Origin of the sequence: Microcystis sp. 49638_E5, from assembly GCF_021300285.1 — a bacterium.
GTDB lineage: Bacteria > Cyanobacteriota > Cyanobacteriia > Cyanobacteriales > Microcystaceae > Microcystis > Microcystis aeruginosa_C.
The window spans coordinates 1-13,976 of sequence record NZ_JAJTDH010000119.1 but is presented as its reverse complement, the minus strand read 5'-3'; the positions used below and the strand labels follow the sequence as shown (position 1 = coordinate 13,976).

14 protein-coding genes and 1 pseudogene are annotated in these 13,976 nt (G+C 40.5%); 7 read left to right on the top strand and 8 right to left on the bottom strand.

The genetic code is table 11. The features are described from left to right. Nucleotides 1–260 precede the first annotated feature (260 nt). The gene (locus LW728_RS21015) at nt 261–578 is read left to right on the top strand and encodes a 2Fe-2S iron-sulfur cluster-binding protein (protein ID WP_002800481.1); all 318 of its coding nucleotides are present in this window, start codon (nt 261–263) and stop codon (nt 576–578) included. An 82-nt stretch (nt 579–660) separates the two neighbouring features. Here the strand turns inward: LW728_RS21015 and pyrG are convergent, their stop codons facing one another. After that, nucleotides 661–2,301, bottom strand: a complete 1,641-nt coding sequence (gene pyrG, locus LW728_RS21010) for a glutamine hydrolyzing CTP synthase (protein ID WP_287768066.1) — start codon at nt 2,299–2,301, stop codon at nt 661–663. Nucleotides 2,302–2,532: 231 nt separating this feature from the next. Between pyrG and LW728_RS21005 the strand changes: the two genes are divergently transcribed. Together LW728_RS21005 and LW728_RS21000 are read left to right on the top strand one after the other, a co-directional pair. Further along, a complete protein-coding gene (locus tag LW728_RS21005; RefSeq protein ID WP_002798561.1) occupies nt 2,533–2,886 on the top strand; it encodes a hypothetical protein in 354 nt (117 codons plus the stop codon). 230 nt (nt 2,887–3,116) lie between these two features. Next, nucleotides 3,117–4,493, top strand: a complete 1,377-nt coding sequence (locus tag LW728_RS21000; RefSeq protein WP_287768065.1) for a serine/threonine-protein kinase — start codon at nt 3,117–3,119, stop codon at nt 4,491–4,493. On the opposite strand, the gene LW728_RS20995 is transcribed toward LW728_RS21000, so the two are convergent. From LW728_RS20995 to LW728_RS20985, 3 genes and pseudogenes are all read right to left on the bottom strand, one after another. After that, nucleotides 4,485–5,924, bottom strand: a complete 1,440-nt coding sequence (locus LW728_RS20995; protein WP_287768063.1) for an aminotransferase class I/II-fold pyridoxal phosphate-dependent enzyme — start codon at nt 5,922–5,924, stop codon at nt 4,485–4,487. The genes LW728_RS21000 and LW728_RS20995 overlap by 9 nt on opposite strands. A gap of 665 nt (nt 5,925–6,589) precedes the next feature. Further along, nucleotides 6,590–6,805 (bottom strand): annotated as a pseudogene (locus LW728_RS20990) (RNA-guided endonuclease TnpB family protein); the annotation flags it as partial. 14 nt (nt 6,806–6,819) lie between these two features. After that, on the bottom strand, nt 6,820–7,401 hold the full coding sequence (locus tag LW728_RS20985) for a hypothetical protein (RefSeq protein WP_002800488.1): 582 nt from the start codon (nt 7,399–7,401) through the stop codon (nt 6,820–6,822). 205 nt (nt 7,402–7,606) lie between these two features. Between LW728_RS20985 and pyrH the strand changes: the two genes are divergently transcribed. Both pyrH and frr read left to right on the top strand, forming a co-directional pair. After that, nucleotides 7,607–8,329: a UMP kinase gene (gene pyrH, locus LW728_RS20980; RefSeq protein WP_002800489.1), complete on the top strand. Its 723-nt coding sequence runs from the start codon at nt 7,607–7,609 to the stop codon at nt 8,327–8,329. 13 nt (nt 8,330–8,342) lie between these two features. Beyond that, nucleotides 8,343–8,864, top strand: coding sequence for a ribosome recycling factor (gene frr / locus LW728_RS20975; RefSeq protein WP_373276097.1), 522 nt, complete (start codon nt 8,343–8,345; stop codon nt 8,862–8,864). A 360-nt stretch (nt 8,865–9,224) separates the two neighbouring features. Here frr and LW728_RS20965 read toward each other — a convergent pair whose 3' ends face one another. From LW728_RS20965 to LW728_RS20950, 4 genes are all read right to left on the bottom strand, one after another. Further along, nucleotides 9,225–11,024 carry a vWA domain-containing protein gene (locus LW728_RS20965; protein WP_287768061.1) on the bottom strand — a complete coding sequence of 600 codons (1,800 nt, stop codon included), beginning with the start codon at nt 11,022–11,024 and terminating at the stop codon, nt 9,225–9,227. 71 nt (nt 11,025–11,095) lie between these two features. Next, nucleotides 11,096–12,037 carry a hypothetical protein gene (locus LW728_RS20960; protein ID WP_287666789.1) on the bottom strand — a complete coding sequence of 314 codons (942 nt, stop codon included), beginning with the start codon at nt 12,035–12,037 and terminating at the stop codon, nt 11,096–11,098. A gap of 297 nt (nt 12,038–12,334) precedes the next feature. Further along, nucleotides 12,335–12,748 carry a PIN domain-containing protein gene (locus tag LW728_RS20955; protein WP_287666791.1) on the bottom strand — a complete coding sequence of 138 codons (414 nt, stop codon included), beginning with the start codon at nt 12,746–12,748 and terminating at the stop codon, nt 12,335–12,337. Beyond that, nucleotides 12,745–12,972, bottom strand: coding sequence for a hypothetical protein (locus LW728_RS20950; protein ID WP_287666794.1), 228 nt, complete (start codon nt 12,970–12,972; stop codon nt 12,745–12,747). The genes LW728_RS20955 and LW728_RS20950 overlap by 4 nt, the downstream gene beginning before the upstream one ends. Nucleotides 12,973–12,985: 13 nt before the next feature. Between LW728_RS20950 and LW728_RS20945 the strand changes: the two genes are divergently transcribed. Together LW728_RS20945 and LW728_RS20940 are read left to right on the top strand one after the other, a co-directional pair. Beyond that, complete coding sequence (locus tag LW728_RS20945; RefSeq protein WP_287666797.1) at nt 12,986–13,489, top strand: AAA family ATPase; 504 nt, start codon at nt 12,986–12,988, stop codon at nt 13,487–13,489. A gap of 147 nt (nt 13,490–13,636) precedes the next feature. Further along, nucleotides 13,637–13,894 (top strand): hypothetical protein, encoded by a 258-nt coding sequence (locus LW728_RS20940; protein WP_287666800.1) that lies wholly within the window; start codon nt 13,637–13,639, stop codon nt 13,892–13,894. Nucleotides 13,895–13,976: the final 82 nt, after the last annotated feature.

The window sequence follows — 13,976 nt, the reverse complement described above, 5'->3', positions numbered from 1 at the left end:
TTAAGAAATGTTACAAATTACATGGGTACATTAAGAAAAGTTAAGGGGTTACATCCATTGATGGATAAGGGTTTTCGGCTATTATAGTATATATGTATGGGGGGAAGTTCAGTTCTAAGGACAATCAATGACTTTATGGCAAAGGGTGGCGAGCCGGTGGTCAAAAAGGACCACGATGGAATTATTCGGAGTGATCGATTTTTTGGGGGGGGTATCTAGAATGATAAAATAGGTGAAGTTCAAAGCATCATTCATTAGCTATGACCACAACCTACAAAGTAGAAATTTCTCATTTAGGAAAAATACAAACGATCGAAGTTAGGAAAGATCAAACTATACTACAGGCGGCCTACGATGCGGGGATTGACTTACCCAGTTCTTGCAATGCGGGCGTATGTACTACCTGCGCCGCTCAACTTTCCCAGGGTAGCGTCGAACAAGGTGAGGGCATGGGATTATCCCCCGACCTGCAAAAAGAAGGCTATGCTTTGTTATGTGTGGCCTATCCTCGCTCCGATATTAAACTGGAATCTGGCAAGGAAGAAGTAGTTTATCAACGTCAATTCGGAAAACCCTAGGCCAAACTGGGGTTAAGATGAGAAATTTTCGGGGGTTTCCCCCCAAAAAAACAGATTTTGAGCCAATAGAACCCAGCAAACCCTAACTAATAGTCGAATGCTGACTACTCAGGGAAAACTTTTCCTCTCTACCCTTAAGGGCCGCTTTCATGAAACCAGAAAAGAGAGGATGAGCTTTATTGGGACGAGAGCGAAATTCGGGGTGAAATTGGGTAGCAATAAAGAAAGGATGTTTTGGTAGTTCGATAATTTCCACCAAACGACCATCAGGAGAAGTGCCACTCACCAGATAACCAGTCTCAAAAAAGAGACTACGATAGGCATTATTGAACTCGTAACGGTGACGATGGCGCTCATAGATAACCTCCTGACCGTAGAGAGAGAAAGCCAGACTATCCGGATTTAAACGACAGGGATAGAGACCTAAGCGCATTGTTCCCCCTAAATCCACCACATCTGCCTGTTCTGGCAGTAAATTAATCACTGGATTGGGTGTATCCTCTTCAAATTCGGAACTATTGGCCCTTTCCAATCGGGCCACATTGCGACCCCATTCGATAATCGAACACTGCATCCCTAAACAGAGACCCAAGAAAGGAATATTATTGACCCTAGCATACTCGATCGCCTTAATTTTGCCATCCACACCCCTAATACCAAAACCACCTGGTACCACAATACCGTCAACACCGCTTAAATGAGCTTCGGCCGAATCGTTATCCACATCTTCGGCACTTACCCAACGCAATTCTATCTCGCTATTAAGGGCAATGGCAGCGTGTTTAAGGGCCTCCACCACCGAGAGATAAGCATCCCCCAACTGCACATATTTACCGACGATAGCTATCTCTAATTTTTGACCGGGGGATTGCATCTGTCGGATGAGATTTTCCCACTCCTCCAGATGGGGGTATCGGGAACCCAGGTTTAATAATTCTAGGGTTTGTTGCGCTAATCCCTCTTTTTCCAGATTGAGGGGAACTTCGTAGATACTGCTGGCATCCTGAGCAGTAATCACCGATTCCACCGGCACATCACAGAAAGCTGAGAGTTTTTCTTTTAACCCCGGTTGTAGGGGTAGATGACAACGACAGACTAACACATCCGGTTGAATACCGATCGATCTTAATTCCTTGACCGAGTGTTGCGTCGGTTTCGTTTTCATCTCCTTGGCGGCCGGAATCCAAGGAATTAGGGTAACGTGCATATAAACCACGTTATTTCGACCTACATCCTTCCTAAATTGCCTAATTGCTTCTAAAAAAGGCAAAGATTCGATATCTCCCACCGTACCACCAATTTCTGTAATGACAATATCGGGGTTGGTATCTTTGGCCACCCGGAGAATCCTTTCCTTGATTTCGTTGGTAACATGGGGAATTACCTGCACGGTTCCCCCCATATAAGCACCACGGCGCTCTTTATTCAATACCGCTTGATAAATCGAGCCAGTAGTCACGCTATTGAGACGGGAGAGTTCCGTATCGGTAAAACGTTCGTAGTGGCCAAGGTCGAGGTCGGTTTCGGCCCCATCATCGGTGACAAATACCTCTCCGTGTTGAAAAGGACTCATCGTACCCGGATCCACGTTGATATAGGGGTCTAATTTCAGAATTGAGACGGAATAATCCCGACTTTTTAACAATCTTCCCAAACTAGCAGCGACAATCCCTTTCCCAATACTGGAGACGACTCCCCCAGTGACAAAGACAAATTTACTCATAAAATTCTTCCTGCGATCGATTATACCTAGCAAGGGGTGAGAGTTTTCGGGATGCGGCGGTGTCATTTTCCCAGATTTCATTATAGCTGGATGACCTATACCCCGATCCTCGTTTTAGCTCCCTCTCGAAAATCTATTGCACCACAGCCTTTAGTCACCTTCATGCCGATCATGTAAATTTTCCGCTACAATCGAGAGTACTAAGACTCAGGCAATTGTAAAGTAATATTAATGATAGATTTTAATACCCTCGCTGAATTTTCCCGCAACTATTGCGTCTCGATTTGTGCCTTTTTAGTACCCGCTAACTTAGTAACCACCGTTTTAACAGTTCTTTTTCTCTATTTCGGTCGTCCTACCCGTCAAATCTTCCCCATTGCTTCCCTAGCTTTGTTGTTCGCTATCACCATGTTTCTCCACGTCGCCACCTGGTTGATGATTGGTGTGGTTATGGCCCCCACTTTTATCCTCTTTGGACTGGGTTTAACCTGTTTTGTGATCAATCTTCAAGCCATCAGCGATCGCCAAAGCTTGGAACAGTTATTACACACCGGGGTTAATCGTCTGGCACGCTCATTCAACTAAAGAAAAGCGCCGAGACTTCCCACTCCACCATGAAGATAACCGCTAGATCTGGCTGAATTTTTTTCAGCCAAAGACTTGACAAACTCCAAAATTTCTGCTAACCTTGTAGTATAATGGCAATCCGTGTCGGCCTACGAACGCTCTTTTTAACTCTTTCTTAAGAATAAAAATTTTAACCCGAATTGCCGGTAGTAGCTAAACTAAGAGCAGTACCACGGGAAACGGTGACTATGGAAGTTATTTGTACGCGTCCCCACTGTCCGAGACCGCGTAATCAATGCCCAGACCTAGACGATAGCAATCGCTTAACCTCGATCGAGCAGAAATATTGTACTACTTGCGGGATGCCATTAATTTTAGGGGGACGTTATTTGCCAGAACGTCTATTGGGACAAGGAGGATTTGGGGCGGCATTTTTAGCAGTAGATCGTTATAGTCCCAAAAAAGCTAAATGTGTACTCAAACAATTTCAACCTTCCGGTAATTTAAGTCCGCAAGCTTTAGAAAAAGCGAAAAATTTATTTTTTCAAGAAGCGCACGTTTTAGAAGATTTAGGACGAGAACATCCCCAAATCCCCGATCTCTATGCTTTTTTCCCTTTAACAGTCAAGAATCAATTAACGGGAAAAGAAGAGCAATTTTTCTATCTGGCCCAGGAATATATCGACGGTAAAAACTTAGAAGAAATTCTCCAACAGCAACAAAAACCCTTTCAAGAAAGTGAAGTCAAAAACATTCTCAAAGAATTACTTCTTATCCTCAAATTTATTCATGAAAATGGTTCCATTCACCGGGATATAAAACCATCTAACATCATGCGCTCCCAAAATGGCCGCCTCTATTTACTCGATTTTGGGGCAGTAAAACAGGCTACCAATAACCCTAGTAATACACAAGAGAAATCCACAACAATTTATTCAGCCGGATTTGCTCCTCCCGAACAACAATTAGGCAATCAGGTATCGGCAGCCACGGATTTATATGCCCTAGCAGCTACCTGTGTTATGCTCTTAACTAATCGCGATCCTGACGAGCTATACGATCCCCAAAAACAGGTCTGGAATTGGCAAAATTATGCCCCTAACATCAGTGCAGATTTAGCCCGAGTATTCAATAAAATGTTACTAGCAAATCCCCTGGATAGATTTCAATCCTGTGGAGAAGTTTTAACCGCTTTAAATACACCTCCCCCATCTCCTCCATCCCCTCCAGCTTCTCCAATTCCTCAATCCCCTCCAGCTTCTCCAGTGATTAGAAAAACTTCCCGCTTTTCTCTTGGGGAAACTTTCGCTAATGCTGCCTTTACAGGATTTGAGGGGACATTATTAGTAATTGCCTTAAATAGTTTAGTCCCCTCGGTAGGAATTGTCATCGCCTTTATGATCTTAGGTGGCTTAGTTTTGGCATTATTTAAAAAAGTGATTGAAGGAAAAGATCTACCAATTATCGCAGCAATTACCCTCACCCTCCTCTTCTTTCTTTCGCGACTGCAAGGAAGCCTAAATTTTCCTGAAATTGCTATCATTGCCGTGATGGCTGCCATCGGGGCCATTGCTATTACCGCCTTTTTCCGGTTAATATATCAGATAATTTTGCGATTATTTTAAAACCCTAAAAGTTGCCAAATTATCATCACTACCGCCGGTAATCGTGCCACCGAGGTCTAAAATAGTTTGCAGATAGTCGAGGATTTCCTGAGAAATTAACTCTCCCGGCATCAAAACGGGAATACCGGGGGGATAGGGACAGATAACATCAGCACTAAGACGATCGAGGGCATTTTTCCGGGATACTATCTCTGTAGGGGCAAAAAAAGCCTTTCTAGGAGAAATAGCCGAATTTCCCGTGACTGGAGGAGGAGTGGGGGGTAAACTGGTAGAGGAAGGGGATTGAAGGCATTGAAAAGCAGTAATTAGGCGATTAATGTGTTCGCGATGATTGCCGATGGAGATAATAAAAGTAAGTTGGCTTAAAGTCGGTAATTCCGCCGTGACAGCGTATTTTTCTCGCAAAATATCGTCTATTTCGTAACCAGTTAAGCCAAAATCTTTGACAATTACCGTTAAACGAGTGCGATCAAACCAGTGACAACCCGGGATAGAATGGGGAAAGTCTAAAACAGAGATATTAGGGATTTTATCGAGTTCTTTTCGGGCAGTAGCGGCTAAATCGAGGGTTTTGGTCAGTAAATCTAGGCCTTGCGTCGCCATTTGCTTTCTAGCACTATCAAGGGAGGCGAGAAGCAAATAACTAGGGCTAGTGGTTTGAACTAATTGTAAGGCTCGATCGACTTTTTCGGAACTAATGCGATCGCTTTTTAAGTGTAACATCGATGCTTGAGTTAAGGCCCCTAAAACCTTATGGGTGGACTGAATAGCCATATCAGCACCGAGAGACAGGGCAGCCGGGGGTAAATCGGGATGAAAGGCAAAATGCGCCCCGTGAGCCTCATCGACGAGCAGCGGGATAGAATAGTGATCGGTAATCTGGGCGATAGTTTCTAAGTCACAGCAAACCCCTTGATAGGTGGGAGAGACTACCATCACCGCTTTGGCATCGGGATGGAGTTTCAGGGCATTTTCGAGGGATTGGGGGGTTATATTTAAATTTAGATCGATAGTGGGATTATATTCGGGATTGATAAAGATAGGCTGCGCCCCGGAGAGAATTAAGCCAGAAATTGCCGATTTATGAATATTTCTCGCCAGAATAATTTTATCTCCCTCGCCGCAAGTGGCTAAAATCGCCGCAATAATGCCACAACTGGAGCCATTGACCAAAAACCAGCTTTTATCTGCCCCAAATGTCTCGGCTGCTAAAATTTGCGCTTCTTTAATCACTCCCGTCGGGGCAAACAAATTATCGAGGTCGGGTAATTCGGGTAAATCGGCTTTAAAGACGCTTTTTCCCAGTAAATTACTTAAATCTTCCCCGATTCCTTCCCCCTGCTTATGCCCTGGCGCGTAAAATGGTACATCTAAACTATTGACTTTTTTTTGCAGTTGTGATAATAACGGAGCGGATTCTGGCGAAGGCATTTTTAGAAGGAATTATGAATTATGATATGAATTATGAATTATGAATTATGAATTATGAATTATGAATTATGAATTATGAATTATGAATTATGAATTATGAATTATGAATTATGAATTATGAATTATGAATTATGAATTAGACCTCGACCTAATATTATCTCAAGACCAAAAGTCTTTCTAGTCAAGGAATCTACCCTAATAAAAATTATTTTAATTGCCTCATATTTTTTCAGTGAAATTGAATTAGCAACGATAGACATACATTCCAGCCATCGAACTACTTAATTAGTATGCAGACTAAAAGCAAGCTGTGACTGGGTTATAATTTTTGGAGATGTCAATTAGACCTCGACCTAATATTGTCTCAAGACCAAAAGTCTTTCTAGTCAAGGAATCTACCCTAATAAAAATTATTTTAATTGCCTCATATTTTTTCAGTGAAATTGAATTAGCAACGATAGACATACATTCTAGCCATCGAACTACTTAATTAGTATGCAGACTAAAAGCAAGCTGTGACTGGGTTATAATTTTTGGAGATGTCTATTAGGAAGTGGGGGACGAGGAGGCCAGGAGCAGGGAGAATAAATAAAAGCTGACTCCTGACTCCCCAAAAGGAAAACTTCGTAGCTCACCATTAAGATAACTGCTCTAACATCTCTAGGGACATTTAAGGCTTTTTGGACCCTATGTCCACAGCAACGGTCAGACTTTTGGCTTTGTTGGTTGCCATTGAGAAATTAAGCGAGAATACCGACCATATTAAGCGGATTTCGCCGATAGCATATCTCTGGAAGAACGCCATCCTAAGTCTGATATAGCAGGGGATAGCTTACGGTTTTAACCATTCCCGATGTGTTGAAATCTTCTAGAACTATCGTAGTGAAAAAGCCAATTAGGCAAGGGATTCTCCCACTTCTAAGAGGGGACAAAAGGGAAAATAGGGGGAAACCGTCCAGCGATAGAATTTTTTGCTGCTGGTGGACTGAAGATTAAAACGCAGGGAAACAAAGGGGAAAAAGGGAGATAGGGAACAATTCCAACTGAAAGCCGGCTTAGAAGTGGTATTATCGCCCTGCAAAGACCAAGCAGGGTATTGAAAAACCTCCAGGACGAGGGATTTTCCTTCATCGGTAACTTGGGCGCAGCTGCGACTAATGCCCGAAACCAAACAGAGACTATTACCGACACAATTGTCATTAGAAGCCACGATCAGGAGATCTTCCCCGGTGGTGGTTAGTTCAAAAGCGATAAAATCTCCAGCTTGCCAACGACTAAGGACTTGTCCCTGGGCATTCTGGTAGATAGCGCTGCAGTTTTCGGGATCGAGAAGACGATTACTATCGGGATCTAAGTAACCGCAAACCTTGCCCATCAGAAGGGTTCCATCCTGAAACCCATACACCCAATCAAAGGTATCGATGTTAGCGGCCCCTTGATTGCTTTTGTTGACCAATAGTAATCGATCGCTGACCACGGTTATTAATTCTCAATCAAACTAAGCTTCCCTTGATAACAAAGGTATCACTAAATACTAATTTCCCAAGGAAAAGATTTATTAATCTTAACTTGTCGGCCCCTGGGGAGAGTAAACTGGTCAGCTTAAATCAAGGCCAAAACCTGCTATCTTATGGGGAGACAAAAATTATCTAGATCTTGTTTTAGCGAGTGGTAGTAAGGGCATGGCGTACAAGCGGGTATTATTAAAACTGAGTGGGGAGGCCCTGATGGGCAATCTCGGCTATGGGATCGACCCGATGGTGGTTTCCGCTATCGCCCAGGAAATCTCCGAAGTGGTTGCTCAAGGCATCCAATTGGCGATCGTGGTCGGTGGGGGCAATATTTTTCGCGGGGTGAAAGCCGCCTCGGCCGGCATGGATCGGGCCACGGCCGATTATATTGGTATGATAGCAACAGTCATGAACGCTATGACCTTGCAGGATGCCCTAGAACGAGCGCAAGTGCCGACTAGGGTATTAACGGCGATCGCTATGCAGGAATTAGCTGAACCCTACATCCGCCGGCGAGCAATCCGTCATCTGGAAAAAGGTCGGGTGGTGGTTTTCGGTGCGGGATCGGGTAATCCTTTCTTTACCACCGATACCACGGCGGCCCTGCGCGCTGCCGAAATCGATGCGGAAGTGGTGTTTAAAGCGACGAAAGTGGATGGAGTTTATGATTCCGATCCCTCCCACAACCCTAACGCGCGACGCTTTCAAAGTCTCACCTACGGTCATGTACTGACCCATGATCTGCGGGTGATGGACGGAACTGCGATCGCTCTGTGCAAGGAAAATAATATCCCGATAGTCGTTTTCGATCTGTCGGTGACAGGTAATATTGTTCGCGCTGTCAAAGGTGAACCCGTTGGAACATTGGTAGGAGGATTCTGTGAAGTTAGCTGAAGTTCAAGACCATATGCAGAAAACCGTCGAATCAACCCAGAGAGGTTTTAATACGATTCGTACTGGCCGGGCAAATGCTTCTCTTTTAGATCGGATCATGGTGGAGTATTATGGCATGGAAACTCCCCTCAAGTCCCTGGCAACCATTAGCACTCCCGACGCAACCACGATCGCTATTCAACCCTTCGATCGTACCAGTATGGGGGCGATCGAAAAGGCGATTTCTCTCTCGGACGTGGGTTTAACCCCCAGTAATGACGGTCAGACCATTCGTTTGAATATCCCTCCCCTCACTAGCGATCGCCGCAAGGAATTGGTCAAATCGGTGGCGAAATTGGCCGAAGAGGGAAAGGTGGCGATCCGCAATATTCGCCGGGATGCGATCGATGCTATCCGTAAACAGGAGAAAAGTCACGAGATTTCTGAGGATGAATCCAGGGATTTACAGGATCAGGTGCAGAAATCCACCGATAAATTTATCGCCAAAATCGAGGATTTATTAGCGACAAAAGAAAAGGATATCTTGACGGTTTAAGTTTTTTTCTCCTCAGGGATAGAACAGGCTTTTTGTCTGTTCTATTTGGCTTTTTATCTCTATTTAAAAGCTATAGAGGAGTCAGTCCCGATGCAACAATTTATACTAAATCCGTTGAGTATAGGCTACTTATGAGGACAGGCAAAAGGGGGAATACATAATCAGTTTTTAATAACTGGATTTAGTATGACGGGGTAATGTGTTGTTGCTTACACTGATTTTTGGGAGTCATATAAGACAGTAATTTCTGGTAAACTTCATCGAGGCAAGGATTTATAGATTAGTAAGAAAGAGTCTATATTTCTCTAAAAAATCGTGGCTATTTGATATTTTATCTATGACTACTGACCAGCAGTAAATTTATCTGGTTTCATCAACAATTGTCAGCGTAATTCCGTCAAAAGTTCGAGACTGACTTGATGACCATTCCTGTTGAGTAATTTTAATCCCTTTTGCTTGAGCATAATCAGAATGAAACTCAAAAAATACTTGATTTCCTGCTTTAAAAATTTTAGCAAATTTATCGGGATATTTAGTCTTACTTAAAGCAATTTGAGCATCGAGAGAAGAACCTAACCAAATAGGAATTTCTCCTAAAAGAATTTTACGACTTTCTTGGTCATTCCACCGAATTAATAAATATGTACTTTTTTGTAATTGACGTTCCTCCTCCCAAAAGATCATCAAACCGATACAAAACCCTAAAATAGATGCACCAATTAAACGTCCTAACCGATCTGCTAAACTGGTTTCTATGGGAATAAATTGAGTTAATATTAAAGACATGAGAAGAAATCCAATTGACGCTAAACTACCCCCTAAGCTACCGCCTAAAAAAGCTCTTAATCTTTGTAAATTGGGAATAAAATAAGAAATACCTAAAGCGACAATGGCTCCTAAAATTGTCCATGCAATCAAACGAATGGCAATTTCTAAGGCTGAGGAAAAATTAACAGATGGTAATAATAACCATGATCCTGAAAAGAGAACAATAATGCCAAAAAACCAAGCTAACCCTTTTGAATAAAAAGTATAATATACTCCACAACCGACAATAAAACCAGCTATCAAGATTCCTGCATCCCCTAAATAATCGATGGTAAAAATCAAGGCTACAGCAGCAATAATTCCCAGTAGAAAACCTCGGATCAAGATTTCCTTTAAAGGAATATTACGTCTGATTGAATTGATAATTACAAAAGTAATTGTCCCAGCAATTCCCCAATTAATGACCCCAGCGATTAATTCAGAATTAGGAAGATTGGTTAAAATGGTAAATAGAGAAGAACCGATCCCCCCTGCGATTAAACCAGCAATAGTGCTTCCTATTAAAATCAGGAAAGTTTCTTTGATGGTTAAAAGACGACGATGTAAATAGTGATTCTGAGCAACAATTAAGGTTAAAGATAACCCTAGAGTAATAATAGCTGTCCATCCTCCTGTTCTTAACGAAGAATAAGTTAAACTATAATTACCTGTTGTTTTTGATTCTAATAATTGCTGATTATTAATCGCTAATTCTGCTTGACGAAACCCTTGATCAATTTCGCCAGAGTTCGCATAAAAAACTAAATTAGGATCCCCTGTTAAACGGGTTAAGTATTGAATATCAGCATCTCCTGTGGCGACAACAATCATTAAAATTGATTGATTTCTAGCTTTATTAGCTGCTAGAATAGCTTGAAATTGAGATTGAGGCATTCCATCCGTAAACAGTAAAATATAACGATTATTGTCAGTAGAAGATAAAGATGCGATCGCTTGTTTAATTCCTGCTGCCATCGGTGTTCCGCCTAGTGCTTGTAAGCTGTTAATTCCCTGATTTAATTGTGCCTGATTAGTGCTTAAAGAAGTGATAATATTAACCGTTTCACCGAAATTAATCACCCCTAACTGTTCTTTTGAGAAGTCGCGACGGTTAATAAAATTGATTGCCGCAGTTTTGACTTCTTCTAGTTTGCCACCTTCCATACTACCTGATGAATCGATTAAAAGAATAACCGCTTTTTGATCGGTTTGAGGTAGGGGAGAAAGTTCGGTTAAATGAAGAAACCATTCTCCTAAAATTAGAGCTATAATTAAACAGCCAATTCCTCCATATAAGGCAAATAATAAGGCTTTTTGATAATTTTGTTTGAGGGTTTGCAATAAACTTAACATGGTCTTTAATTTTTTAATAATTGAATTGGTTTTGAAAGGGAATAAAGTTGACGATATCGCTTACTTTTTATTTAGGAACTACCTCCCAAATAAAAGCCTAGCAAAAACATGATTAAGATGCCAATAATAAATAAGATAGACCAGGAAAAACCCGCAAATAAAACAAGACAAGCAGGGAAAGAAATCAGAGTTCCACCAACGAAAAAGATACCCACCAAAAGAAAGAGCGGTACTTTAATAGTATGGGTCATTAGTTGATAAAAATCACCAAGAAAACCCAATAAATTATTAAAAATTTTAGGTTTGAACCTTTGAGAAACTTTTTTCCTAAGATAATTTTCAGCATCAGAGTTTAGAGGATAAATCACTTGAAAGGTTTGGGGTTTATAAATTTCTTCAATCTGATAAGACCATGCGGTTAATTTGTTTTTCTTTTTTCTTCTTTCTGCCAGTTGATTGATCATAATAACCGTACAGGTTAGATCATGAGGAATCACTAAACAAGGATTTTTTTCTTCTAATAATGGTTTAAATTGCGGCAGTGTTAAAGCATCATTATGACGGGTCTTAGAATCATCATAAAAATGGGGTTGTCCGATATCTTTTTGATCAAAAGGGTTGAAAGTTGGCCTGTTGTTAGTATTAAACCATGCTAATAAATCCGTTAATTTTCCTAATCCTTGCGCTATAAAATAACGATATAATAATACTTCTTCTCTGTTGAGATCCTTTCCTTTACTAATAACAGCAATGATTGACCAAGCCTCTTTTTTATTTTTAACTTCTCGACCGATTATAACAAATTTTTGAGGGTTTAAACTTTTAGGAAAGCAAGGAATTTTTAATAATTCCTCATCAATGGCTTGATAAACCACATCGGGAATCGGCTCTAAGGTACAATTCATAAAGTCTTCTTCGGTGTAATCTTCCACCCACCACAAAACTTGTGTACCAACTTGTGAAGATTGTACTTTAACTCCTGTACTAAATTCGTGAATCTCAATAGTACTCATGATTTTTTGTCAAAAGTAAGGATTATTGCTTAGTATTTATGTGCCGCTAATGGCGATCACCTCACCCTAAAATGAGTCTCTATTCAATCTTTTATCGTAGGATCGGGGGGAAGTTATGCAGGGGAGCGGCTAAATAATACAATTTTATTATAGTTGAGATAAAATTTAGGCGAAGCTGGATCAGCGATCGCATTTAACTTCGATAAATGAGACAGACTAAAGAAAGTTAATGAGGATCAAGTCATGACACAAAATGAGTTAATGTTAGAACGATACTTTACTATCCTAAAAACTAGGTTAAACTGTATAGGGAACTTCAACAAAGGGATGTTGAGTTAAGTCGAAATCTTTAGTATTGTGAGTGACTAATTTAAGGTTATAATGAAGGGCAATCGCTGCTTGAATTGCATCGGGTAATTTCCATTGTAGGCTCTTTTGATGGGGGAGTTTGTTCAACTTTTTCCTGATTTGTTCACGACGAAGTTGGATGACTAAATCGATGATAGTTTGATCTAATTCTATTAGGTGAAAGTAGGATAAAACTTGTTGAGCTTGATGAAAGGTGGTTTCATCCTCAAATCCAATCAAGACTTCTGCTTTAGTAATGATAGAAATACAAGCATCATTTTTATGTTTTCTAAGATAGCTGGTTGCTGCTGAAACTCCATTAAAATGGTCAATCAGAATACAAGAATCTATCAATTTTTTCATGACCATTCCTCTCGAATTTTCTGTTGATATTCTAACCCATCTCCTTTTGTCCATATTCCTTGAGTATTTTCTAAAAGCGTTTCAAAATCGGAAGAAGATCCAGCTATATCTTCTTCAACAACCTCAATATTAATGTTCAGCTTTGTTCCTTCTTTGAAGGGTAAATTAGAGAGAAGGATTTGCTGAGAGTTATCAAGGGTTATCTGAGTTTGATAGGAAGTCATAAGATTAAGCTATTTGAAGATAGTTAAAATCATTATAGCAGAAGTCAGAATTATGAGGTCGGAAGTCGGAAGTAAAAGCTATAAAGAAAATACAGTTTTTGTCATAGCAACGGCAAATGATATTTCTAAGTTTCCCCCAGAATTTTTAAGAAAAGGCCGATTTGATGAGTTATTTTCTGTTAATTTCCCTAAGGACGAGGAACGGAAAAATATTTTTAAAATTCATCTCATTAAAAGACGTAAATGGCATAAAGATATTGATCTCAATCTTTTAGCACAGCAAACTGATCAATTTAGTGGTGCTGATATTGAAGCAGTGGTGAAGGAAACTATTGAAAATGCTTTTATTGATACTTTTAAGGATTCTACCCCTCAGAATTCGGATATAACGACTATAACGACTGATCATTTATTGAAAGTTATTCCAACTATTCAACCCCTTTCAAAATCCTTTGCTGATAAGATTAAAATCATTCAAGAGTCTCTTGCAAAAATGAGTTTTAAGCCAGCTAGTTAGCCTATTTCTATTTAATTAATCAAATTTTATGTTCAAGATTGAGACAACTTAAAGAAAATTAATAGTATACTCGTTTTGAGACAGCATAGACAAGATAGCTTTTTACGAATAATAATAAGATACATTGATCATCGGAGAATAAGTCTTATGGGAGAATTAATTGGTTTTATCATCGGGATTTTGTTCCTCTTTATCATTATCGATATGATGTTCATGGGACAATTGGGATTAACCGGCGGATTTATCGGTTTATTGATGCAAATCTTGATCTCAGTCTTCCAAGCGGTAATTCAGGTAACTATGCAGTTGATCGGGGTATTTGTCCCCATTTTAGTGCAAATTACAGGAAACGTTCTTAAATATACGGCAAAAGCAGCAATTCTCATTTTAAAAAGTAACAAGTGATACAGACAGAAACAAAGCTTTAAGCGAGCTACAAAATGCGCTCCCGCGAGTGCGACTGCATCGCAGAGAAGTGAGTATATAG